The 23891-nt window shown below is 73.2% G+C and carries 21 protein-coding genes; 11 read left to right on the forward strand and 10 right to left on the reverse strand.

What is annotated here, in order from left to right:
• Positions 1 to 9: 9 nt before the first annotated feature.
• Positions 10 to 954 (reverse strand): NAD-dependent epimerase/dehydratase family protein, encoded by a 945-nt coding sequence (locus AC07AL_RS21900; protein WP_478317969.1) that lies wholly within the window; start codon positions 952 to 954, stop codon positions 10 to 12.
• 96 nt (positions 955 to 1050) lie between these two features.
• Positions 1051 to 2175 carry a DegT/DnrJ/EryC1/StrS family aminotransferase gene (locus AC07AL_RS21905; protein ID WP_363582575.1) on the reverse strand — a complete coding sequence of 375 codons (1125 nt, stop codon included), beginning with the start codon at positions 2173 to 2175 and terminating at the stop codon, positions 1051 to 1053.
• Positions 2176 to 2589: 414 nt separating this feature from the next.
• Here AC07AL_RS21905 and AC07AL_RS21910 point away from each other — a divergent pair, with 414 nt between their 5' ends.
• The 4 genes from AC07AL_RS21910 (at position 2590) to AC07AL_RS21925 (ending at position 7821) form a co-directional block, all read left to right on the forward strand.
• Complete coding sequence (locus tag AC07AL_RS21910) at positions 2590 to 4779, forward strand: MMPL family transporter (RefSeq protein ID WP_363582577.1); 2190 nt, start codon at positions 2590 to 2592, stop codon at positions 4777 to 4779.
• A 222-nt stretch (positions 4780 to 5001) separates the two neighbouring features.
• Positions 5002 to 6291 carry a sensor histidine kinase gene (locus tag AC07AL_RS21915; RefSeq protein WP_363582579.1) on the forward strand — a complete coding sequence of 430 codons (1290 nt, stop codon included), beginning with the start codon at positions 5002 to 5004 and terminating at the stop codon, positions 6289 to 6291.
• Entirely contained in the window at positions 6288 to 6962 is a 675-nt protein-coding gene (locus AC07AL_RS21920) for a response regulator transcription factor (protein WP_363582581.1), read from the forward strand. Before AC07AL_RS21915 ends, AC07AL_RS21920 begins: the two co-directional genes overlap by 4 nt.
• Positions 6963 to 7170: 208 nt before the next feature.
• A complete protein-coding gene (locus AC07AL_RS21925) occupies positions 7171 to 7821 on the forward strand; it encodes a hypothetical protein (protein WP_363582583.1) in 651 nt (216 codons plus the stop codon).
• A gap of 48 nt (positions 7822 to 7869) precedes the next feature.
• On the opposite strand, the gene AC07AL_RS21930 is transcribed toward AC07AL_RS21925, so the two are convergent.
• Positions 7870 to 8595 carry a DUF4097 family beta strand repeat-containing protein gene (locus AC07AL_RS21930; protein ID WP_363582585.1) on the reverse strand — a complete coding sequence of 242 codons (726 nt, stop codon included), beginning with the start codon at positions 8593 to 8595 and terminating at the stop codon, positions 7870 to 7872.
• Between the two features lie 256 nt (positions 8596 to 8851).
• Positions 8852 to 9682: an SAM-dependent methyltransferase gene (locus AC07AL_RS21935; protein WP_478317970.1), complete on the reverse strand. Its 831-nt coding sequence runs from the start codon at positions 9680 to 9682 to the stop codon at positions 8852 to 8854.
• 244 nt (positions 9683 to 9926) lie between these two features.
• Between AC07AL_RS21935 and AC07AL_RS21940 the strand changes: the two genes are divergently transcribed.
• The 6 genes from AC07AL_RS21940 (at position 9927) to AC07AL_RS21965 (ending at position 15494) form a co-directional block, all read left to right on the forward strand.
• Entirely contained in the window at positions 9927 to 10274 is a 348-nt protein-coding gene (locus AC07AL_RS21940) for a PRC-barrel domain-containing protein (protein ID WP_400805768.1), read from the forward strand.
• A gap of 144 nt (positions 10275 to 10418) precedes the next feature.
• Entirely contained in the window at positions 10419 to 10685 is a 267-nt protein-coding gene (locus AC07AL_RS21945) for a metal-sensitive transcriptional regulator (protein WP_363582589.1), read from the forward strand.
• 356 nt (positions 10686 to 11041) lie between these two features.
• Positions 11042 to 12475, forward strand: a complete 1434-nt coding sequence (locus AC07AL_RS21950) for an endonuclease/exonuclease/phosphatase family protein (RefSeq protein ID WP_363631370.1) — start codon at positions 11042 to 11044, stop codon at positions 12473 to 12475.
• A gap of 14 nt (positions 12476 to 12489) precedes the next feature.
• Complete coding sequence (locus AC07AL_RS21955) at positions 12490 to 14469, forward strand: phosphocholine-specific phospholipase C (protein WP_363631368.1); 1980 nt, start codon at positions 12490 to 12492, stop codon at positions 14467 to 14469.
• 97 nt (positions 14470 to 14566) lie between these two features.
• Positions 14567 to 15040, forward strand: coding sequence for a VOC family protein (locus AC07AL_RS21960; protein ID WP_363582595.1), 474 nt, complete (start codon positions 14567 to 14569; stop codon positions 15038 to 15040).
• A gap of 4 nt (positions 15041 to 15044) precedes the next feature.
• The gene (locus tag AC07AL_RS21965; RefSeq protein WP_363582597.1) at positions 15045 to 15494 is read left to right on the forward strand and encodes an SRPBCC domain-containing protein; all 450 of its coding nucleotides are present in this window, start codon (positions 15045 to 15047) and stop codon (positions 15492 to 15494) included.
• A gap of 46 nt (positions 15495 to 15540) precedes the next feature.
• Here the strand turns inward: AC07AL_RS21965 and AC07AL_RS21970 are convergent, their stop codons facing one another.
• The 3 genes from AC07AL_RS21970 to AC07AL_RS21980 all read right to left on the reverse strand — a co-directional run bounded on the left by AC07AL_RS21970 (position 15541) and on the right by AC07AL_RS21980 (position 19522).
• Positions 15541 to 16776, reverse strand: coding sequence for an FUSC family protein (locus tag AC07AL_RS21970; RefSeq protein WP_363374742.1), 1236 nt, complete (start codon positions 16774 to 16776; stop codon positions 15541 to 15543).
• A gap of 115 nt (positions 16777 to 16891) precedes the next feature.
• Positions 16892 to 17632: a polyprenol monophosphomannose synthase gene (locus AC07AL_RS21975; protein WP_063350695.1), complete on the reverse strand. Its 741-nt coding sequence runs from the start codon at positions 17630 to 17632 to the stop codon at positions 16892 to 16894.
• Positions 17633 to 17902: 270 nt separating this feature from the next.
• Positions 17903 to 19522 carry a N,N-dimethylformamidase beta subunit family domain-containing protein gene (locus AC07AL_RS21980; RefSeq protein WP_478317971.1) on the reverse strand — a complete coding sequence of 540 codons (1620 nt, stop codon included), beginning with the start codon at positions 19520 to 19522 and terminating at the stop codon, positions 17903 to 17905.
• Between the two features lie 315 nt (positions 19523 to 19837).
• Here AC07AL_RS21980 and AC07AL_RS21985 point away from each other — a divergent pair, with 315 nt between their 5' ends.
• Entirely contained in the window at positions 19838 to 21739 is a 1902-nt protein-coding gene (locus tag AC07AL_RS21985) for an APC family permease (RefSeq protein ID WP_363582601.1), read from the forward strand.
• Between the two features lie 83 nt (positions 21740 to 21822).
• Here the strand turns inward: AC07AL_RS21985 and AC07AL_RS21990 are convergent, their stop codons facing one another.
• From AC07AL_RS21990 to AC07AL_RS22000, 3 genes are all read right to left on the reverse strand, one after another.
• Positions 21823 to 22092 (reverse strand): GlsB/YeaQ/YmgE family stress response membrane protein, encoded by a 270-nt coding sequence (locus AC07AL_RS21990; RefSeq protein WP_363582603.1) that lies wholly within the window; start codon positions 22090 to 22092, stop codon positions 21823 to 21825.
• Positions 22093 to 22283: 191 nt separating this feature from the next.
• Positions 22284 to 23084: a HEAT repeat domain-containing protein gene (locus AC07AL_RS21995; protein WP_363582605.1), complete on the reverse strand. Its 801-nt coding sequence runs from the start codon at positions 23082 to 23084 to the stop codon at positions 22284 to 22286.
• A 74-nt stretch (positions 23085 to 23158) separates the two neighbouring features.
• A complete protein-coding gene (locus AC07AL_RS22000; protein WP_478317982.1) occupies positions 23159 to 23848 on the reverse strand; it encodes a TetR/AcrR family transcriptional regulator in 690 nt (229 codons plus the stop codon).
• Positions 23849 to 23891 lie beyond the last annotated feature (43 nt).

A 23891-nucleotide genomic window follows, 5' to 3' on the forward strand; every position in this document is an offset into this window, starting at 1 on the left:
GCGGCCCGCTCAGGAGGCGGCGGAGGCGGCTGCGGTGGTCCGGTACCAGTCGGCGTAACTCCGCACGCCGTCCGCGAAGTTGGTGTGCGGAGACCAGCCGAGCAGGCGCTTGGCCTGGGCGCAGGAGATCCGCCGCCCGGTGTAGTCGGCCTTGCGGCCGTCGATGTGCTCGATCGAGACCGGCCCCAGCAGGTCGTCGACGGTGTCGGCGATGTCGCGCACCGAGACGGCGGTGGAGCCCTCCAGGGCGAAGGTCCGGTCCTCGGCGGCGGGGGACAGGGCCCGGACGTGGGCGTCGGCGAGGTCCTCGACGTAGACGAAGTTGCGGCTCTGCCGCCCGTCGCCGGCGATGGTGATCGGCCGCCCGGTGAGCGCGGCCTGGACGAACCGGGCGACGACCAGCTCGTCGCGCATCCGGGGCCCGTACGGGATGCCGTAGCGCAGGATGGTGAAGTGCTGCCCGTACAGCTCGCGGTAGCTGTGCACCAGCATCTCGGCGGCGAGCTTGGTGGCCACGTAGAGGTGGCCGCTGTGTTCCAGTTCGATCGGCACGTGCTCGTCCAACTCCTGCTCTCCGCCATCGAGTTGCTCGTCGGTGAGAGCGGCGCCGTAGACCCAGACGGTGCTCGCCAGCACGGTGCGGCTCAGTCCGCTGCGCCGGGCGGCCTCCAGGACGGCCTCGGTGCCGTCGATGTTGGTCCGCACGGCCCGCACCGGGTCGGCGGAGACCTGTTCGACGTCGGCCATCGCCGCGAGGTGGTACACCACTTCACTGCCGGCCAGCGCGGAGGTGAGGGCCGCGAGGTCGAGGATGTCGAGCCGGGCGTGTTCGGCGTCGGGGTTGAGGTACTTGTCGGTCGTGTCCACCGCGAGGACGTCGTGGCCGGCCGCGATCAGGTGGTCCACGACGTGTGACCCGATGAATCCGCATCCCCCGGTGACGGCTATCCGCACGATCTCTCTCCTTGTCGGGCTCCGTGTCGAGCGCCTTCTCGCACTCCGTGTCGAGCGCCTCGGCGCGCCCGCCTGGTCGGGTCGACCCCGCCCCGGCTATCCGGCGAGTCTCCGGTGCACCGCCGAGACGGCCTCGATGACCTGCTCCGTCTCGTCCCCGGTCATGTCGGAGTGCACCGGCAGGCACACCTGCCGCGCGCAGACGTCCTCGGCGACCGGCAGCGGCCCGCGCCGGTAGGGGGCGAGGACGGGTTGCAGGTGCAGCGGCAGGTCGTACACCTCGCCGGAAAGCCGCACGCCGTACTCCTCGGCGACCGCCCGCTTGAACGCGGCGCGCTCCACCCCGGGCGGCAGCAGCGCCACGTACTTGTAGTAGTTGCCGCGGCAGCCGGACGGTTCGAGCACCGGCTCCAGGCCGTCGAGCCCGGCCAGCGCCTCGTCGTAGCGGCGGGCGACGGCCCGGCGGGTCTCGATGAACTCCTTGAGCCGGCGCAGGTGCACGGCGCCGACGGCCGCGCCGAGCTCGCTCATCCGCCAGGCGTGGCCGAGCCGGACGTGGTGGTTGGTGGTGAAGGAGCCCTTGCCCTGGTCGCGGTAGGTGCGGGCCTCGTCGCGCAGCTCGGGCGACTCGGTGAGGATCAGGCCGCCCTCGCCGCTGGTGGTGACCTTGGTCGGGTAGAACGAGAAGGCCCCGGCCAGGCCGAACGTCCCGGCGCAGCGCCCGTCGAGGCTGCTGCCGTGGGCGTGTGCGGCGTCCTCGACCAGCGGGACGCCGTGCCGGTCGCAGAGCGCGCGCAGCTCCTCGACCCGGGGGGTGATCAGTCCGCCGATGTGGACGAGTACGACGGCTGCGGTATCTGGGGTGAGGGCCGCCTCCAGCGTCTCGGGGGAGAGCGCCAGGGTGGCCGGGTCGACGTCGGCGATCACCGGGCGCCCGCCGGCGTGCAGGACGGCGCCGGCGGTCGCGTAGAAGGTGACGGCCGGTACGACGACGTCGCGGCCCCGGACGTCGACCGTGCGCAGGATCACCTCCAGCGCCGCGGTGCCGCTGCTCACCGCGACGGCGTGCGAGGCGCCGTGCTCGGCGGCGAAGGCCTGCTCCAAGCGCTCGGTCCACGGGCCCAGGGTGAGGGCGCCCGTGGTGAGCATCTCCATCACCGCCTCGGCGACGGCCGCGCGGTCGGATTCGTCGAACACGATGCGGGCGGCTGGAACGCCCATGGGCACCTCCGGCGGCGGGCTGGGGTCAGCACCGATCGGGTCAGATGGGTCCGAACCGTACGAAAAGTGTCGGTCCCGGCACATCACGCTACTTCGCCCGCCGGGCCGCGGCCCGTCGTCGCCGCCCGCCCGGGTGACGACGCCCGGCCCCGTCGCCGCCCTGCCGCTGCCCCGCCACCGCCCCGTCGCCACCGCCGGGAGTGCGCCCGACCGCTCCCACCACAGCTGATGCGCTTCCGCCGTCCGGGGAGGGGCCGTACTGCGTCCGCAGTACGCAAACGGCCTGCGCAGGGACGACGACGGAGGAGGGGCCGGCCGTCAAGGATGGGTCATGCTGCGGGCGGTCCGCGCCGAAAGGCGCCGGGGCGGCCGCGGTGCGCACTCTGACCGAGATTCGAAGGAGTCCACTCTTCCGTGGCCACGTTCCTGTACCGCCTGGGCCGCTGGGCCTTCGTCCGACGCCGGCTGGTGACCCTGCTCTGGGTGGCCGTGCTGGCGGTCTGCGGAGTCCTGGCGGCCAAGGCGCCCGCCGCACCCGACGACGGCTTCGCGATGCCCGGTACGGAGGCGCAGAAGGCCTTCGACCTGATGAACGAGCGCTTCCCCGGCGGCCACGCCGACGGCGCCTCGGCCCGCCTGGTGTTCGTCGCCCCGTCCGGGCAGAAGATCACCGCCGAGCCCAACCAGCAGGCGGTGGAGCGGACGGTCGCCGAGCTCGCCCACGCCGACGAGGTCTCCGGCGCGGTCAGCCCGTTCAAGGCCAACACCGTCTCCAAGGACGGCACCACCGCGTACGCGACCGTCAGCTACTCCGTGAAGGCGGGCGAGCTGTCCAAGGGCGCCACCGACGCCCTCGAACAGGCCGCCCAGCACGGGCGGGACGCCGGGCTCAAGGTCGAGGTCGGCGGCAACGCGCTGATGGCCAAGCCCGAGGCCGGCGGCAGCAGCGAGATGATCGGCATGGCGCTGTCCGCGGTCGTCCTGGTGATCACCTTCGGCTCACTCGTGGCCGCGGGCCTGCCGCTGCTCACCGCCGTGATCGGGGTCGGCCTCGGCATGGCCCTGATCACCGGGCTCGGCAGCACGCTCGGCCTGTCCTCCACCACCAGCACGCTGGCGATGATGCTGGGACTCGCGGTCGGCATCGACTACGCGGTGTTCATCGTCTCCCGCTACCGGGCCGAGCTCGCCGAGGGCCGCACCCCGCAGGAGGCGGCCGGCCGGGCCGTCGGCACCGCAGGCTCCGCCGTGGTGTTCGCCGGGCTCACCGTGGTGATCGCCCTGGCCGGGCTCTCGGTGGTCGGCATCCCGATGCTCGCCAAGATGGGCATGGCCGCGGCCGGCACGGTGGTCATCGCCGTCCTGGTCGCGCTCACCCTGGTCCCCGCGCTGCTCGGCTTCATCGGCCGCCGGGTGCTGCCCCGCAAGGCCCGCAAGGGCGCCGTCCAGCCGAAGAAGGAGAACGGCGGCTCCCGCTGGGCCAAGTTCGTGCTGCGCCGCCCGCTCGCGGTGCTGCTCGGCGGCGTGATCGGCCTCGGGGTGCTCGCCGCCCCCGCGCTCGACCTGCGGCTCGGCCTGCCCGGGGACGAGTCGAAGCCGACCTCCACCACCCAGCGCCGCGCCTACGACCTGCTGTCCGAGGGCTTCGGCCCCGGCTTCAACGGGCCGCTGACCGTCATGGTCGACGTCAAGGGCACGCCCGACCCGAAGGCCGCCGCGAGCGAGGTCGCCAAGACGGTCTCCGCGCTGCCCGGCGTGGTCTCCGTCACCCCGCCGATGTTCAACAAGGCGGGGGACACCGCCCTGCTGAACGCCGTCCCGTCCACCGGCCCGAGCGCCGCGGAGACCAAGGACCTGGTCCAGGCCATCCGCGGCCACGCCGCCGGCCTCAAGACGGCCACCGGGGCGACGGTCCTGGTGAGCGGCACGACGGCGATGAACATCGACGTCTCGCAGAAGCTCACCGACGCGCTGGTGCCCTACCTCGCGGTGGTCGTCGGCCTCGCCGTCGTCCTGCTGCTGGTGGTGTTCCGCTCGGTGCTCGTCCCGCTGAAGGCGGCGCTCGGCTTCCTGCTCTCGGTGGCCGCCGCGCTCGGCGCGGTCGTCGCGGTCTTCCAGTGGGGCTGGCTGGCCAACCTGATCGGCGTCGAACAGACCGGCCCGGTGATGAGCATGATGCCGATCTTCATGGTCGGCGTGGTCTTCGGCCTCGCCATGGACTACGAGGTGTTCCTGGTCACCCGGATCCGCGAGGGCTTCGTCCACGGCGAGCAGCCCGACGAGGCCATCGTCACCGGCTTCCGGCACAACGCCCGGGTGGTCACCGCCGCCGCGTTCATCATGATCGCCGTCTTCGCGGGCTTCATCGGCATGGGCGAACCGATGATCAAGATGATGGGTCTGGGCCTCGCCGCGGCCGTCGCCTTCGACGCCTTCGTGGTCCGGATGACCATCGTCCCGGCCGTCCTGGCCCTGCTCGGCCGCCACGCCTGGTGGCTGCCGCGCTGGCTGGACCGGCTCATGCCGGACATCGACGTCGAGGGCAGCAAGCTGCAGACCGCTGCCCCCGAACCGGCCCCGGTCCGGGAGTCCGTCGGCGTCTAGGGCCGACCCCCCGCGGACCAGCCGGGGCCCGTCCCGATCCACGGGGCGGGCCCCGGCCCGGACAATGGTTCGATCCCTACCGTTACCGTTGCTGTCGGGGTCCGCCACGCACACGGCGGCCCCCGACCCGGCCCACCCCGCCCGGCAGGGCGCGGTTCGGCACGAACTGGCAGAACCCGGCGAGGGTGCCGCCAGGGCACCCCCGACCCGGAGAGCACCACGATGAGCGACACCTGGCAGCGGCTGCGCCGCGACCACCCCCGGCTGCTCGACGCCGTCGGCGGCGCCGTGCTGATCGCGATGACCGGCATCGGCGTCACCGTCGACCAGACCGGCCACGTCATCTCCTTCAGGCCGCTCAGCGCCACCATCGCGCTGGTCTCCGCCGTCACCGTGTTCGCCCACCGCCGGCACCCGCGGGCAGTGGTCGTCATCACGCTGATCTGCACGATGGCCCTCATCCTCACCACCCCCCGCCTCACCCCCGGGCTGGCCACCCCGCTGCTGCTCGCCCTCTACTTCCTCGCCGTCCGGACCGACCGCGCCACCGCCCTGCGCGCCTCGATCGCCTCCGCCGTCCTGCTCACCGGCACGTCGCTGATCGGCGACGGCGGCGGCCCGATCGGCCAACGGATCGGTGTCCTCGCCTGGGCCCTGCTGCCCGGCGCCCTCGGCGACTCCATCCGCAACCGCCGCGCCCACCTCGCCGCCATCGAGGAACGCGCCGAACGCGCCGAACGCACCCGCGAGGAGGAGGCCCGCCGCCGGGTCGCGGACGAGCGGATCCGGATCGCCCGCGACCTGCACGACGTCGTCGCCCACCACATCGCCCTCGCCAATGCCCAGGCCGGCATCGCCGTCTACCTCATGGACCGCCACCCCACCCAGGCGCGCGAGGTGCTCAGCCACATCACCGACGCCACCGGCTCCGCGCTCCAGGAGCTGCGCGCCACCGTCGGCCTGCTGCGCCGAGCCGAGGAGCCCGCGCCACTCGAACCGGCCCCCGGCCTCGACCGGCTTCCCGAGCTGATCAACGCCTTCGAACGCACCGGCCTGCCGGTGCGGCTCACCGTCGAGGGCGAGGCTCGCGCGCTCTCGCCCGGCGTGGACCTCACCGCCTACCGGATCGTCCAGGAGTCCCTGACCAACGTCGCCAAGCACGCCCAGGGCGCCGGCGCCGAGATCACCCTCGCCTACAGCGGCAGCCGGGTCGCCGTCAGCGTCGCCAACGGACGCCCGCCGACCAGCGCCCGCCCCCGGCAGGCCCTGCTGCCCCACCCGGCCCCCGGCGAGGGCGGCTTCGGACTGATCGGCATGCGCGAACGGGCCGGCGCGGTCGGCGGCCGCCTCACCGCCGACAGCCGGCCCGACGGCGGCTTCCTGGTCACCGCCGAACTTCCGCTGCGCACCGGCGCCCGGGACGACGGCGCCGGTCGCGGTGGCTGTGCCGTACGGGCGGACCGGGCCGGCCGGGAAGACCGTGCCGTTCGAGTAGACAAGGACCACGCATGACCATCCGGGTACTGCTCGCGGACGACCAGGCGCTGCTGCGCGGTGCGTTCCGGGTGCTGATCGACGCCGAGGACGACATGGAGGTGGTCGGCGAGGCCGCCGACGGCCACCAGGCCGTCGAACTCGCCCGCGCCACCCGCCCCGACATCGTCCTGATGGACATCCGCATGCCCGGCGCCGACGGCCTCGGCGCGACGGCCGCCATCTGCGGCGACGAGGAACTGGCCGGCACCCGGGTCCTGATCCTCACCACCTTCGAGATCGACGAGTACGTGGCCCAGGCGCTGCGGGCCGGCGCCGGCGGCTTCCTCGGCAAGGGCGCGGACCCGGCGGAACTGCTCGCGGCCGTCCGCGCCGTCGCCGCCGGGGACGCCCTGCTCTCGCCCGCCGCCACCCGGGCCGTCATCGACCAACTCCTCGCCCAGCCCGATCCGGCGGCCGGCGGCACCGCCGAGCGGCTGTCCGTGCTCACCGCGCGCGAGCGCGAGGTGATGTCGATGGCCGCCACCGGCCTCACCAACGAGGAGATCGCCGAGCGGATGTTCGTCAGCCCGTTCACCGTCCGCACCCACGTCCACCGCGCGATGGCCAAGCTGGACGCCCGGGACCGGGCCCAACTCGTCGCGATCGCCTACCAGTCCGGCCTGGTCCCGCCGGGCCGTCCGGCCTGACCGGCGAAGGCCCGCCCGCCGACCCGTCCGCCGGCCCGCCTGCCGATCCGTCCGTCCAACTCGCCTGGTTTGCGGCGGTAGCAGGACTGATCGACCGTCAAACTCCGGCCATATGTCGGTGATCTGAATTCCAGCCTGCCCGAAAACGACCTCCGAACTGGTGTATCAGCGAGTAGTCTGCCGATGACTCAGGATGAGGAGGGTGTTCGTGGAAACCAAGGACACGGCAGGCGAGGTGCGGATTCTCCAGCCGTTGCCCGGGCGCACGGCGGACGGATCGCAGGAGTTCGACCTGCGGTTGACGCGTTTGCTCCGCCTGCTCGGGGCTGAGGCCGCGCACGGGGCGGACTTCCCGAGCGCGGCCCGGTGGGAGGTCCACAAGGCGCTTTCCGGGCGTACCGACCTGCCCGAGGAGTACTTCGAGGCACTGCTGGAGGCGGCGGTCTACGACCCCAACCCGAGCTTCAACCGGCGCTTCGTCGAGCCGGCCCTGCTCGCTTTCGGCCAGCGCCGGGTACGGCTGACCCTGCTCGGCTACCTGCACACCGGCACCGACGCCGAGCGCGCCGGCGCCGCCCGGGCCTGGTACTGGACGTCCCTGTCGGTCGGGGACGGCCGCAGCACGGCCGCCGCCGACGAGGGGTCGACCGTGCGGGACGCCTGGTACGAGGCCGCGCTGCGGGAGTTCGTCGCCAACGAGGACCTGGACGTGCGGCGCTGCATCCTCCCCGGGCTGCCCCTGGTGCCGCGTGCCTACCCGTCGCGGCTGCACGCCCTGGTGGAGGCCGCGGTGGCCATCGCGAGGGCGCACCCCGACGAGTACATCCGGCACCGCGCCGAGGTCCAGGTCGGTCTCTGACCACCCCTGCCCCCGGCCCCGCTACGCCCCCCGGCGGGGCCGGGGCGGTCAGCCCGTCTTGACGGTGATCTCGCCGATGTTCGTCCCGAGGTCCAGCTTGTACTGGCCGTTCGGGTCGTTCTGGACGCCGATGTGCTTCTCGCCCAGGTCGGTCGAGGCGGTGACGTGGTAGGAGGCGGTCGGCACGGTCACGTTGATCTCGCCGTTGGAGGTCTTCGCCGTGATGTTCTGGGCCTTGCCGGGGGTGAGCTTGATCCCGCCGTTGTCGGTCTTGGCGCTGACCCGGTCACCCTTGAGTGAGGTGCCCTTGATCTCACCGTTGTCGGTGCGCACGTCGACCGGCCCGGCCACGTCGTCGAGCGTGATGTCGCCGGAGCTGGTGTGCACCGAGACGTCGCCGACCTGGGTGAGCTTGATCCCGCCCGCCGACGTCCCCCCGGTGATCGGCAGCCCCGGCGGCAGCTCGACGGTGTAGTCCACCGAGCAGTTGCGTCCGCAGCCGCCGAGCACCAGTAGGCCGCCGTCCACCCGGGTGCTCGCGCCCGGCTTGCCGCTCCGGTACGTGATGTTGCGGTGGACGGCGGCCTGGGTGGCGCCGGCCTTGCCGCGCACGGTCACCTCCCCGGCGTCGCTGTCCAGGCGGATGCCGGTGATCTTGTCCGTGACGGTGGCGTCGTCGGTGAAGTTGGTCCCGATCGGGTTGCAGGCGCTGAGCACCCCGGCGGAGAGCCCGGCGACCACGAGAGCCCCCGCGAAACGGTGGTACCTGCCCATGTTCGTCCCCCATGTGTCCTGCGCTGCTTGTTGCGCGATAGCCCCTGATGACCGCCCCCGTCCGGAGCCGTCCCGACGACAGTAACCGCACGTGGTGGCCCCGGTCGGTGGTATTAACCCCCCTAAAGCGACTCCAGCCAGCCCCCCGGCGCCGCTCCACCCACCCCCACCTGGGCCTACCCGCGCCCGCCGTCGCCCCCGCCGTCGCCCCGGGATGAATCTGTAGACCGGTCGGTATATTCGTTCCGGGGAGCTGTCAGGGCTTGCGACCCACCGCGCCGTAGATGCTGACGCGGTCGGCGCCGGAGGCGGGGGCGGTGTCGGGGCGCCAGAGGGGGACGGTGGTGATGCCGGGGTCGAGGAGGTCGAGGCCGTCGAAGAAGGCGCGGACCTCGTCCCGGGTGCGGCCGACGAGGGGGGCGGTGGCCTTGTCGTAGATGCCGGTGACGCGGTCGCGGACCTCGGCGGGGATGAAGTCGGCAGTGCCGTGCGAGAGGACGAGGTGGCTGCCGGAGGGGAGCGCGTCCATCAGTGTGTCGACCGCCTGATGGGGCTTGTCCTCGTCGCGCAGGAAGTGCAGGACGGCGGCCAGGACGAGGCCGACCGGTCGGGAGAAGTCGAGGAGCCCCGCGGCCTCGACGACGGCGAGTACGGCGGACGGCTCGCGCAGGTCGGCCTGGAGGACGGCGGTCCGCCCCGGGCCCGTGCCGGACATCAGGGCGCGGGCGTGGCTGAGCACGATCGGGTCGTTGTCGACGTAGACGACCTGCGCCCCGGGATCGGCGGCCTGGGCGATCTCGTGGGTGTTGCCGGCGGTGGGGATGCCGGTGCCGACGTCGAGGAACTGGTCGATGCCGAGGCCGGCGACGCAGCGCACCGCGCGGGTGAGGAAGCCCCGGTTGGCCCGCGCGGTGGAGCGGAACTCCGGATTGGCGGCGAGCGCCTTCTCGGCGGCGGCCCGATCGGCGGGGAAGTTGTCCTTTCCCCCGAGGTAGTAGTCGTACATCCGGGCCGGGTGCGGGATGTCGGGCCGCAGGTCGGCCGGGGTTCCGGCCTCGCCGGACTCCCACAGGTCGTCGTGTCCCACGGCCGCTGCCTCCGTCTGTTGACGATCGGGTGATCTGCTTGCAACTCCCTCGGCGGACAGCCTAAAGCCCAGGTCACGGCCCTGGTGGCGGTTGGTCAGGTCACCCCTGTATGTCCGTTTTCGTCGCCCATCGCGCGCCCCTGGTCGTCCCGGCGGAGGATGGGAGGTCCCGGCGGCGAACCGTTGTCGGGCGACGGAAGCGGAAAGACCGGGGAACAGGAGGTCCGACGCTGTGGTGATCGCTATGGCAGACATCCGCGAATGGCGCGGCCACGCCGTGGTCGACGAGAAGAGCCACCGCATCGGCTCGCTGGAGTCCGTCTACGTGGAGACGGCCACCGACCAGCCGTTCTTCGCCACCGTCGCGGTCGGCCTGGTGACCAGGCGCCGCCTGGTGTTCGTCCCGCTCGACGGGGCGGTCGTCGGGCCGGACTACGTCCAGGTGGCGTTCCCGAAGAACCAGGTCAAGCAGGCGCCGTCGATCGGCACCGACGACGTCCTGCCCGCCGAGGACGAACCGACCGTGTTCGCGCACTACGGGCTCCCGTACGAGACCGGCGCCGGTGGCGAGCGCCGCCTCGCCCGCCGCTGAGCACAGCCGCCGAGCAAAGCGGCTGAACACCGTCGCTGAACCGCCGAACACCCCAGTGCCCCCGCCCGCATCGCCCCGCCCGGGAATGGATACCCCACCGGGTACAGTTGTCAGTCGACAGTCGATGCGAAAGGCGGCCCGGACATGCAGGTGGACGAGGAGTCGGTCGGCGCGGTCCTGAACCGGCTGCGCCGTGCCCAGGGCCAGCTGGCCGGGGTGATCGCGATGATCGAGGCGGGCCGTGACTGCAAGGACGTGGTCACCCAGCTCGCGGCGGTCTCGCGCGCCCTGGACCGGGCCGGGTTCAAGATCGTGGCCAGCGGCATGCGCCAGTGCATGGCCGCCTCCGACGAGGACACCCCGCCGATGAGCGAGGCCGAGCTGGAGAAGCTGTTCCTCGCCCTGGCATAAGCCAAGAAGTCAAGAAGCCGAGAAGCGCAGAAGCCGAGAGGCGCAGCAGCGCCGGAGGGGGGGGGGGGGGGGCGGCGCCCCCCCCCCCCCCCCTCCCGGCTCTTCCGGCCCCCGGCCCCCGGCCCCCCGGCGTCTCCGCCGAGAATTCCCGCCGCCCGCCATGGAGTTCCCGAACCGCCCGATGGGCCGTCACACGCCGTTCACGTCCCGGTCGCTGACTTTCGGATGAATGAGGGCCGCCCACAGTTGTACAGCCAACTGCCGGGCCCTCCCTTCCCCAGCCTCCGTGACCAGCCGCGCGCGGACCCGGCGCCGACCCCCGGCGGACCGGGCCCCGGGCGGCGGACAGGACAACCGTGGCCGCAGGCAGCGCCCTGACCCTCACCTCCTCCGCCAACCCCACCGAAGGCGACCGGCTCACCTTCCACTGGACGACCGACGCCCCCGACGCCAAGAACTGGGTCGGCGTGTACGACGGCGACCGCCAGCCCGGCAACGGCGGCTCCCTCCTCTGGAAGTACGTCCCGGGCACCTCCGGTGACCTCCAGCTCGACACCTCCGCGCTGACCGGCGGCCCCTACACCGCCTACCTGCTCGCCAAGGACGGCTACGGCGTCCTCGCCCGGACGGCCCCGTTCAGCTTCCGCGCCAAGCCGGCCGTCGTCCGCCCGCACAGCGCCGTGGACGCCCTCACCACCGCGCCCGTCGCCCCCGGCGCGGCGGTCTCCGTCAAGCTCGGCGGCCTTTGGTCCCGCCCGGTCGGCAACCCGGCGGGGACCGCCGTCTTCCGCAAGGTCAGCGGGCCGTCCTGGCTGAACGTCACCGCCGACGGCACGCTCACCGGCACCGCGCCCGCGGCGGGCAAGAGCCCCGAGCTGGCCGTCGTCGGCGTCAAGGACAGCGCGGGTGCCGTCGACACCGTCACCGTCCTCATCCCCGTGGTCGACCCCGCCGCGCCGCCGCGCCTCAAGGCCGCCAGCTGGAACCTGCACGACGCCGGCGCCGGGTACACCGACGCCCTGGAGAAGCAGCTGCGGGTCGTCCTCACCCAGGGCCTGGACGTCCTCGCCCTCCAGGAGACCGCCGGTGAGCGGGCGAAGACCCTGGCCGACGCGCTCGGCTGGTACGCCTACCAGAGCCCCGGCAGCGTCGGCATCCTGAGCCGCTACCCGCTCGCCGACGTCACCCCGCCGACCGCCGACCTGCCCGCCGCCGGGGCCACCGTGCAGCTCCCCGGCGGCCGGGCCGTCCGCTTCTGGACCGCGCACCTCGACGAGGCCGGCTACGGCCCGTACGCGCTCCAGGACGGTCGGACGGCCGCCCAGGCGGAGGCCGCCGAGACCGCCTCGCTCCGCCTGAAGCAGGCCAAGGCCCTGGCCGCCGCGGTGCGCGCGGACATCGCCCGGCGCACCCCGGTGGTGCTCGCCGGCGCCCTCTCCTCGCCGTCCCACCTGGACTGGACGGCCGCCACCGCCGCCGCGCACGGCGGCGTCGGGGTGCTCAACTGGCCCGTCAGTGTGGCCCTTCAGGGCGCGGGGCTGACCGACACCTTCCGCGAGGAGCACCGCGACCCGGTCAGGTTCCCGGGCGCGACCTGGTCGCCCACCCGCAAGCAGCGCGGCGCCAAGCCCGAGCCGCAGGACCGCATCGACTACGTCCAGTACGCCGGCTCGCTGAAGCTGGTCGAGGCGCACACCCTGGTCGCCGACTGGCCGCAGCCCGAGCCGAACACCGCCGCCAACGAGTGGCCCTCCGACACCGCCGCCGCCGTCGCCACTTTCCAGCTCTGAGAGGCCAGTTCGTGATGTCCGAGCTCTCCCGCCGCACCTTCGTCGGCGCCACCGCGGCCGTCGGCGCCACCGCCCTGACCGGATTGGGCGCCGCCCCCGCCGAGGCAGCCCCCGCCGCCTCCGGCCGGCTGACGGGCACCATCAAGGACGTCAAGCACGTCGTCGTGCTGATGCAGGAGAACCGCAGCTTCGACCACTACTTCGGCACGCTCAGCGGCGTCCGCGGCTTCGGCGACAAGCAGGCGCTCCAATTCCCGGACGGCGCCGACGTGTTCCGCCAGCCGGACAGCCGTCGCAGCGACGGCGGCGCCATGCTGCCGTACCGGATGGACACCTCGAAGTACAACGCGCAGAACGCCGGCGGCCTGCCCCACGACTGGGCGACCGGCCACCAGGCGATCAACAACGGCGCGATGAACAAGTGGATCGCCGCCAAGGGCGAGCGCACCATGGGCTACTTCACCCGGGACGACATCCCCTACCAGTACGCCCTGGCCGACGCGTTCACCCTCTGCGACGCCTACTTCACCTCCCTCGCCGGCCCGACCGACCCCAACCGGCTCTACCTCTGGACGGGCACCTCCGGTCCCGGCTGCGACGGCACCACCGGGCCCTGGATCGACAACACCCCGGTCACCGACAACCCCGTCGCCGACTGGACCACCTACGCCGAGCGCCTGGAACAGGCCGGCGTCAGCTGGCGGGTCTACCACAACCCCAGCAAGGACGACCGCACCGGCGACTACGACGACAACGCCCTCTCCTACTTCAAGCAGTTCCACAACTTCCCTCCCACCGACCCGCGTTACATCAACGCGATGACCAAGTTCGACCCGGCCGCCTTCGACCGCCACTGCAAGGACGGCACCCTGCCGACCATCTCCTGGCTGGTCGCCCCCTACCTCTTCTCCGAGCACCCGGAGGCCGGCCCGGCGTACGGGGCGCACTGGGTCGACCAGGCCCTCCAGTCGCTGATGTCCAACCCGGCCGTGTGGCAGCACACCGTCTTCCTGGTCATGTACGACGAGAACGACGGCTACTTCGACCACATGGTCCCGCCCACCCCCGAGCCCGGCACCCCCGAGGAGTTCACCCAGGGCCGCGCCATCGGCCTCGGCAACCGCGTCCCGCTGTGGGTCGTCTCGCCCTGGTCGCGCGGCGGTTGGGTCAACTCCCAGGTCTTCGACCACACTTCCGTGCTGCGCTTCATGGAGCTGGTCACGGGCGTCGCCGAGCCGAACATCTCGGCCTGGCGCCGGTCCGTCTGCGGTGACCTCACCAGCTGCTTCGACTTCGCCGCGCCGAACCCGTCCGTCCCGTCGCTGCCCGACACCACGGCCCTGATGGCCAGGGCCGACGCGGGCACCAAGCTGCCCGGCGTCGCCCTCCCGGCGGTCGGAGCCCAGGCGATGCCCGTCCAGGAGCGCGGCGAGCGCCCGCACCGCCCGCTGCCCTACCAGCCGTGGGCCGACGTGGAGGTGGACCGCAAGACCGGCAAGGTCACCTGCACGATGAGCAACGACGGTTCGGTGGCCTTCCCGTACACCGTCTACCCGAACATCGCGCTGCCCTTCGCGGGCACCCCGTACACCGTCGCCCCCGGCGCCACCGCCCGGTACGTCTGGGACGCCGCCGCCACCAACGGCCGCTACGACTTCACCGTCCACGGCCCGGACGGCTTCGTCCGCCGCTTCGCCGGCACCGTGGTCCGGGACGGGCAGGACGGCCAGAACGACATCGGCGTACCGATCGTCACCGCCGACCTGCACGGCAGCGTGCGGCTCACCTTGCAGGTGGCCAACGACGGCATGACCGACGTCTCCTTCACCGCCGCGCCCAACGACTTCGCCGGCACCGCGCAGACCGTCCGGGTCAAGCCCGGGCAGCAGGCGAACCTGTCCTGGCCGCTGGACAAGCAGGGCCGCTACGACGTCGTCGTCACCGCCCACACCGGCCTGCGCTTCGTACAGCGCTACGCGGGCTGGGTGCACTGACCCGGTGGCGGGCGGGCCGCGGGCCGGGGGCGCCGAACCGGTGACCCCCGGCCGTGGCTCGGCCGTCCGGGCGGGGCCCGGGGCTACCGTCGGGCGCATGCAGAAGATCACCACCTTCCTCTGGTTCGACGACCAGGCCGAAGCGGCCGCCACCTTCTACACCTCGCTCTTCCCCAACTCCCGCATCACGCAGGTCACCCGCTACCCCGAGACCGGCCCCGGCGGAGCAGGCTCGGTCATGACCGTCGCCTTCGAACTCGCCGGGCGGGAGTACGCGGCCCTCAACGGCGGCCCCGAGTTCCACTTCACCGAGGCCATGTCGCTGCAGGTGGAGTGCGACGGCCAGCAGGAGGTCGACGAGCTCTGGGCCAAGCTCACCGCCGACGGCGGCCAGGCGGGCCCGTGCGGCTGGCTCAAGGACCGCTTCGGCCTCTCCTGGCAGATCACCCCGCGCGTCCTGCTCGACCTGATCGCCGACGAGGACCGGGCCAAGGCCGGCCGGGTGATGGCGACGATGATGCGGATGCAGAAGATCGAGGTCCAGCCGCTGCTCGACGCGGCCAGGGGCTGACGCGATGGCCGCGCCCGCCCTCCGCAGCACCCTCTACCTGCGCGCCACCCCCGAGCGGGTCTGGCACGCCCTCACCAACGCCGACGAGTCCGGCCTCTACTGGGGCCACCGCAACGTCTCCACCTGGCTGCCCGGCGCGCCCTGGGAGCACCAGCGCGCCGACGGCTCCGGGACGGCCGACGCGATCGGCGTCGTCGAGGCCGCCGACCGCCCGCACCGGCTGGTCACCACCTGGGCGGCGCCCGGGGAGCGGCGCCCGGGCGGTCCCTCCAAGGTCACCTTCGAACTCCGGGGCTGGCACGACCTCACCCGGCTCACCGTCACCCACGACCAGCTGGCCGACGAGGCCGAGCGGGCGGACGTCGAGCGGGGCTGGTCGGCGGTGCTGTCCAACCTGAAGACCTACCTGGAGACCGGCCACCCGCTCCCGCAGGAACCCTGGTCGATGCCCTGAGCCCCCAAGCCCCCCAAGCCCCCGCCCCCCGGAGTCCGACGCGGGCTCAGCGCCCGGCCCGCACCGCCGGGCGCGCCCGCTCGCCCCGGACGAACCGGCGCAGCCCGGCGAACCGCGAGAACCGCTCCCGGCTCGCCACCGAGGCCCGGTCCAGCTCCTCCATCAGCCGCCGGCTGCGGTGCTCCAGGTCCAGTTCGTCCAGGATCCGGTCCACCTCGGCCAGTATCGAACCGTGCAACTGCCACGCCTCGGGGTGCTCCCGCACCTTCTGCAGCAGCACCTGGGCGACGTTCTCCCGGCAGGTCCAGGCCGCGGCCAGCTCGGCGGTCAGCCGCCGCTCCGCCTCCTCGGCGCTGCGGCTCACCTGGGTGGTGACCAGCACCGCGAAGCTGACCATGGCCCCGCCGACGTGCGCCAGCAGTTCCTCCAGGCCCACCGCGACGTCCGGCGGGAACAGCCGCTCGCCGGGCGCGCGCCGCTTGGCCAGGTCGGTCAGCGAGCGCGCCAGCACCCGGATCACCACCACGCAGATCTCCAGGGTGTCCAGCCCGGTGCGCAGCACCAGCCGGGACAGCAGCCCGTCGTTGATCCGCGGATTGAGCCGCAGGCTGTCCTCCGCCTGGCGCAGTGCCACGTCCACGTCGGCGATGGCGTGGTCGAGCCGGCGGGCCTCGTGCAGCTGCTCGGCGGCCCGGGCGACCGGGGTCGGACGGCCCAACTGCTCGGCGATGTCCAGCAGCAGCTGGCGGGCCCGCCGGGCGAGGTCCTCGATCGATTCCCCGGCGGTGTCCACCCAGACCGGCGGGGCGAACAGCAGGTTGAACAGCAGGCCGACGGCGGCGCCGATCAGTGTCTCCAGCACCCGGTCCCAGGCCTGCGAGGCGAGCCCGCTGACGCCGAGGATCAGCATGGCGCTGATCGCGACCTCCTGGACGAACTCCTCGACCCGGACGAACCGGCCGACGACCAGCGAGGCCAGGATGATCAGCCCGAGGCTCCACCAGGAGAGCCCCACCACGGCGCTGAAGCCGGTCGCGATCAGCACGCCGACCACCACCGAGTTGACCCGGCGGATGCTGGTCTTGAGCGTCGAGTAGACGGTGACCTGCACCACCAGCAGCGCGGTCAGCGGGGCCGTCAGCGGGGCCGGCTCGCTGCTGAGCCGGGTGGCCACCGCGAAGGCGAGGGTGGCGGCCACGGTGGCCCGCACGGTCTGGACGACGAAGGGTTCTCGGGCACCGCGGCGGATCAGGGCCGTGAGGGACTCCGGGAGAAGGGCCATGTCGCCCTTCTTTCCCCGTGGTCGCCCTTCACACCGCCGAGCCGTCCGACCGGCACCCGTATGCCCGGGCCCTGGCTCTGACCCGGGTGAGGGTCACGGCCCGGCGGGCTACGGCCTACCGCGGGTCCTGGCGGTTCAGCCGCAGCTTCCAGGGCGCCAGCGCCGACTCGACCTGCACCCCGATGCTCATCTTCGACGCGCCCTCGATCCGCTCCTCGAAGCGGATCGGCACCTCGCGGATCGTCAGGCCGCGCTGGACGACCCGGTAGTTCATCTCGACCTGGAACGAGTACCCGCTGCTCTGCACGGTCGGCAGGTCGATCGCCCGCAGGGTGCTCGCCCGCCAGGCCTTGAAACCGGCGGTGGCGTCCCGGACGCCCAGGCCGAGGATGGTGTTGACGTAGAGGTTGGCCCAGGCGGAGAGGGCCTTGCGGTGCCAGGGCCACTCCGCGGCGGTCGAACCGCCGGGCACGTAGCGGGAGCCGAGCACCACGGCGGTGTCGTCGGCCAGCAGGGCCTGGACCATCGCGGGTATCGCCGAGGCCGGGTGCGAGAGGTCGGCGTCCATCTGGACCACGACGTCGGCGTCCTCGTCCAGGGCCCGGGCCATGCCGGCCAGGTAGGCGCGGCCGAGGCCGTCCTTCTCGGTGCGGTGCAGCACGCCGACGGTGCCGCCGGACTCCGCGGCGAGCTTGTCCGCGATCTCGCCGGTGCCGTCCGGCGAGTTGTCGTCGACCACCAGCAGGTGCAGGCCCGGTACCGGGAGGTCCGCGAGAAGACCCGCGAGGACCGGAAGGTTCTCCCGCTCGTTGTACGTGGGGACGACGACAACGACCTTCGGGGAGGCCTCGACCATGTTCTGTTTCCCTCGTGCCCTTTCCGGCCGGCACCCGTGCCACGCCGGACGGTTGTCCTTGACGACCTGCTGTGGATGAGACCGTGTGAGTGTATCGGTGCGGCGGACGGTTCCTCGCCCCGGGTGACGGGCTGGGCACGGCCGGCCACGGCCCGGAAATCCGTTCGACCGCGATGCGTGCCCGGGGCGCCGCGGCACCGCCCCGATCCGTCGTTCCGGGAAATTTCTGCGACGGCCCCTCGCAGACGGTCCCTCGCAGCCCCCGACGGGCTACGCCCCGTCGTAGACGGTCGCGAGGTTGTCCCGGGCCGGGTGGGTCAGGCCGGCCGGGCCGGCGGCGAAGGTGCGCAGGACGTTCTCGGTGACCCGGCGGACCAGGTCCCCGGTCCGGGCGTCGATCCCGTGGTCGGCGCTGCCGCCCCCGGGCCCGTGCGCGTCCAGGGCCTCCACCCAGCGCATCGTCCCGGAGGCGAACACCCCGGCGCCGCCCGGCACGGTGTAGTACGCGGTGTCGGAATGCGAGCGGCGGCCCTCGCAGACCACGGGGGAGTGCGCGATCACCTCGATCGGACGCGGGGTGGGGAAGGCGGTGTCCACCCGGTCGTACTCGACGCCGACCAGGTGCGGGAACGACGCCCCGGCGGCGACGCCGGTGCCCTCGAACGCCCAGTGCTCCGGCGAGCCGACCACGTACGGGGCGTCCACCGGGTAGCCGTCGTAGATCACGCCGAGCATCGAGCTCTCCGGGTCGGCGCCCGGGCCGGCCCGGAAGTCGGTGGTCGCCGGGGCGCCGGCCTGGTGGCCCGGGTCCTGCGCCCACGCGTCCTTGTAGCAGACCACCGTCCGGTCCGGGCCCAGCTCCGAGGGCTCGAAGCGGACCCGGCGGAAGCAGCAATTGGCCCCCAGGACAGCCAGGTTGGTGCCGGCGTCCCGGGCCGCGACCACCTGGGCGCGCTGCTCGGGGGACCAGTACTCGTCGTGGCCGAGGGAGAGGACGGCACTCGCGCCGTGCAGCAGCCCGGGCTCCCGGGCCACGTCGATCCCGGTGGTGTAGGCGAGCGGCAGCCCGAGCCGCTCGGCGAGCGCGACCAGCGGCGCCTCGTACACCAGGAACAGCCCGGCGCCGTGGTCGTAGTCGTAGGGCCGGTCGAAGACCACCCGCAGCGAGCGGGTGGCCAGACCGCCGGTGGGGCCGTTGTAGAGGCTGTACCCGCCCCACTCGTTGTACGCCTGCCAGGTGGCGGGGGCGCTCATCACGACCGTCCGCCCGGCGGTGGCGGCGGAGCGGACGGTGAGCGGGACGTAGCGCTGGCCGGAGCCGTCCTCGGCGTCCAGGCGCAGCAGGTAGGCGCCCTCGGGCCAGCCGGTGGTGTCCACGGCGAGGGTGCGCTGCCAGCCGGTCAGCACAGTCCTGGTCGCGGGGTCCACGCGCGGGGCGGGCTGCCGGCCGCCCGGGACGTGCTCGCGGCGCCAGACCAGGCGGGCGCGGGCGCCGTCGTACCAGCCGGTGCGGTAGGCGGAGACGGTGAAGGCGGCGGCCGGGGTGGAGACGTGCAGGCCGAACTGCTCACCGGGCAGCACGCTGACCCGGTCGGCGAAGCCCTCGATGGCGTCGGCGGGGCCGGGGTCGGTGATCTCCCAGTCGGGCGCGCCGGGTAGGGACTGCTCCGGCGGGACGCCCACGTGCTGGGCGGCGGCGGTCGGGGCGGCGTCGTCGGGGGAGGGGCGCGGGGCGGGACCGTCGGACGAGGAGTGCGGGGCGGGGTCCGGGCGGTGGGTGCCGCAGGAGGCGGTGGCCGCCGCCAGCAGGCCCAGGCCCAGAATGCCCCGCCGACTCGGTTCCGCCACCGCTGCCTCCCTGGTGTCCGTTCTCGGCAAACCTGCACGCATCCGTCGATCGCGCGGATATCCTCGCCCGTTCCGGGCAGTGCGTGCGGCCCGCCGCGCCGGGACGGCCGGCACGACGGGGCGCCGTCCGCCACCGCTGAGGGCCGTCCGGGGCACCCCTGGCGTGTCCGGACGCGCTGCTCCCCGGCGGCACCGGTCCGGTCCCCTAGCCTGACCAGGCCCGCCGTCCGGCGGCCTTTGGGGGGCCGGAGCCGAGCGCGGCCGGCCGACTGGTGGACAGGGGTGCACGTGGTGTCGTCGGGTTCGGCCGATCCGGGGGTGGCACCCGCGACCCGCGGCGCGAGGTTCCGGGCGTGGATGCTGGAAGGCCTGTCGGACATGGCCAAGCAGCACCCCGGCCCGCACGCCGAGGCGCCGCACGTCAAGGGCCAGCGCTGGTGGCGGGTGATGTGTCTGACCGGCCTGGACTACTTCTCCACGCTCGGCTACCAGCCCGGCATCGCCGCCCTCGCCGCCGGCCTGCTCTCGCCGCTGGCGACCATCGTGCTGGTGATCGTCACGCTGCTCGGCGCCCTGCCCGTCTACCGGCGGGTCGCCCAGGAGAGCCCGCACGGCCAGGGCTCGATCGCCATGCTGGAGCGGCTGCTGTCGTTCTGGCAGGGCAAGCTCTTCGTGCTCACGCTGCTCGGCTTCGCGGCCACCGACTTCATGATCACCATCACCCTGTCGGCCGCCGACGCGACCGCGCACCTGGTGGAGAACCCGCATCTGCACAGCCTGCTGACCGGCAAGCAGGTGACGATCACCCTCATCATGGTGGCCCTGCTCGGCGGGGTCTTCCTCAAGGGCTTCAGCGAGGCGATCGGCATCGCCGTCGTCCTGGTCGCGGTCTACCTCGCGCTGAACGTCGTGGTGGTGACCAACGGACTCTGGCACGTGCTGAAGGCCCCGCACGTCGTCGGCGACTGGACCGACGCGCTCACCGCGGAGCACGGCAACGTGATCGCGATGATCGGCGTCGCGCTGATCGTCTTCCCGAAGCTGGCGCTCGGCCTGTCCGGCTTCGAGACCGGCGTCGCCGTGATGCCGCACATCGAGGGCGACCCGGACGACACCGAGGAGAAGCCCACCGGCAGGATCCGCGGCGCCCGCAAGCTGCTCACCACCGCGGCCGCGATCATGAGCTGCTTCCTGATCACCACCAGCCTCATCACCACCCTGCTGATCCCCGCGGACGCCTTCAAGGCCGGCGGGCAGGCCAACGGGCGGGCGCTCGCCTACCTCGCCCACCAGAACCTCGGCAACACCTTCGGCAGCGTCTACGACCTGTCCACGATCGCCATCCTCTGGTTCGCCGGCGCCTCCGCGATGGCCGGACTGCTCAACCTGATGCCGCGCTACCTGCCCCGCTACGGCATGGCCCCGCACTGGGCCCGCGCGGTGCGGCCCACCGTGATCGTCCTCACCCTGATCGCCTTCCTGGTCACCTGGCTGTTCGACGCCAACGTGGACGCCCAGGGCGGCGCGTACGCGACCGGCGTGCTGGTGCTGATCAGCTCGGCCGCCATCGCCGTCACCATCGCCGCCCACAAGTCGGGGCAGCGCCGCAGGACGGTCGGCTTCGCCGCGATCGCCGGGGTCTTCCTCTACACCACGGCCGTGAACATCGCCGAGCGGCCGGACGGCGTCAAGATCGGCGGCTGCTTCATCGCCGGCATCATGCTGGTCTCCTTCCTCTCCCGGCTCAAGCGGGCCTTCGAACTGCGCGTCACCGACGTGGTGCTCGATGTCGTCGCCGAACGCTTCGTCCGGGACTACACGTACCGCCCGCTGCGGCTGATCGCCAACGAGCCGAACAGCCGGGACCTCGCCGAGTACCGCGACAAGATCCGCCAGATCCGCGCCGACAACGACATCCCGACCGAGGACGACCTGGTCTTCGTCGAGGTCACCGTGCTCGACCCGTCCGACTTCGAGGCCGAACTGACCGTGCGCGGCGAGGTGCTGCACGACCGCTACCGGGTGCTGACGCTGCAGAGCTCCAGCGTGCCGAACGCGCTGGCCGCCCTGCTGCTGCGGGTGCGGGACCTCACCGGGCAGCAGCCGCACATCTACTTCGAGTGGACCGAGGGCAACCCCTTCGCCCAGTTCCTCAGGTTCTTCCTCTTCGGCCAGGGCGAGATCGCCCCCGTCACCCGCGAAGTCCTGCGCGAGGCCGAACCGGACCGCAGCCGCCGCCCGGCCGTCCACGTCGGCTGACGGCGCCTCCCCGCCGAACGGGTCGGCCGCCTCCGCCTCCTGCCACCGGCGGTCCGGGGCGGCGGCAGCCTGGGCCGTCCGGGTCAGCGGCTCGGGTGGGACTTGCTCCAGGCCGGGGCGACGAAGGCCACCAGGGCGACGGCGAAGCCGAGTTGGAGTAGGTGCCGGATCCAGTCGATGCCCGAGGTGTGGCGGACGCCGATCCATCCGGAGACGGCGTTGCCGAGCCAGGCACCGGCGGCGCCGAGCAGCATCGTCAGCCACCAGGGGATCGACTGCGGCCCGCGCAGGATCAGCTTGGCCAGTACGCCCAGCACGAAGCCGATGAGCAGAATCCACAGGAGCTGGAACATCGCAGTCCACCTTCCGGGCGCGGCCGGACTGACACCGGTGCGCCGAATCGCCGAGACGCGGTTCGTCCCATGATCGCCCGGATCGGCCGAACGGGCACGTCGGGAGCTTCTACGGCTCCGGCCGCGCCTGCTCGGTCCCGAGCTTCACCGACGACTCCTGGCAGCGAAGCGCGTCTCCTGACGGCCGGCCCTCAGCGCTCCAGCGCCGCCTCGACGGCCTCGCGGACGTCCGGGTGCGGGTCGTTCGCGAGGCCGTCGAGCAGGGCGGCGACGCCCGGGGTGGACCAGCCGGCGACGGCCCACACCAGTTCCTCGCGCACGGCCGGGTCCGGGTGGGCGGCCAACCGGGCGAGGCGGTCCAGTGGGCCGCGGCGGCGGCGCCCGAAGCTCTGCAGGGCGGCGAGCAGTTCGGCGGGGTCGCCCGGCTCGCCGGCGGCCTCGATCCGGGCGAGCAGGACGGGCACGGGCGGCGGCGGGGCGTCCAGCGGGTGCTGGTGGCGCTCGCGCAGCCGACGGCTGCCGTACCCGCCGACGGGCTGGCAGCCCATGCAGGGGCACGGCCGGGTGCCGTGGGCGTTCGGCTGGTAGCGCCAGCCGGCGACCTGCGGCACGCCGCGGATCCGGTGGACCTCGCGGGCGCCCACCGCGCGCGGCACGAACACCTCCCAGCCGCGCGGGTCCGCCAGTTCGGCGACCCGCCGCACCGCCTCGGCGGCGGGCACCCACTGCTGGGCGCCCCTCGCGCGGTCCCGGTAGTGCCCGGTCAGCACCTGCTGTGCGTCGTCCAGCCGGAGGTGCACCGCGACCAGCGAGCCCCCGGTGCCGAACCGGGCCAGTTCGCGCAGCCACTGGTGGGTCAGCGGGTACGAGGGCAGTACCGGGAAGCAGTACAGCCCGCGCACCCCGCCCTGCCCCCGGCTGTCGGCCCGGATCCCGGCACGGCGGATCCGCGGCGCGTTCGCCGCGGTGGTCAGGTGCACGAACATCGCCATGGTCCGGGATGCTAGCGGCTGACCGAACGCAGGCCCATCGGATTTCCTCGCGAGGCGCGGCGGGGCAGGTGGCGTCAGGCGGTGCCCGTTCGGCGGGTGATCAGGGCGGCGAGGCCGTCCAGGATGCGGTCCAGGCCGAAGTCCAGGGCCTGGTCGCGCCCGTCCTCCCCGGTCATGGCGGCGGCCAGGGCGGGGTAGCGGTCGGCGTGCTGGTGCACCAGTGTGCCGAGGGCGGTGAGGAGTTCGGCTTCGGGGGAGCCGTCGGGCCCGGCGGCGCGGGACTGCTGGGCGATGCTGCGGACGTGTCCGGCGAGCAGGACGGCGGCGTCCATCCGCTCGGGGCCGGTCAGTCCGTGGCCGTCGAGGGCGGTCACCACCCGTTCCAGCCAGGTGAGTTCCTTCGGGCCCATCACCCGGGGGCCGACGGTGGCATCGAGCAGCCACGGGTGGCGGCCGAACGACTCGGTCAAGTGGTGTGCCCAGGCGGCGAGTTGGGCCCGCCAGTCGTGGGCGTGCCGGCCCTGCGGGGGCTCGCCGACGGCGGCCTCGACCATCAGGGCGACGAGTTCGGCCTTGCCGGGCACGTAGCGGTAGAGCGACATCTTGGTGAAGTCGAGCAGCCCGGCGACCTTCTGCATCGAGACCGCGCCCAGGCCTTCGGCGTCCGCGATCTCGACGCCCGCCGCCGCGATCCGCTCCAGGCTGAGGGCCGGTTTCGGCCCGCGGGTGGGCTTGGCCGGGGGGCCCCAGAGCAGCCGCACCATGTCGTTCGCCGCCTCGCTCACAGTCCGCTCCCGTTCTGGGGGT

This window comes from Kitasatospora sp. NPDC043949 (assembly GCF_056435365.1).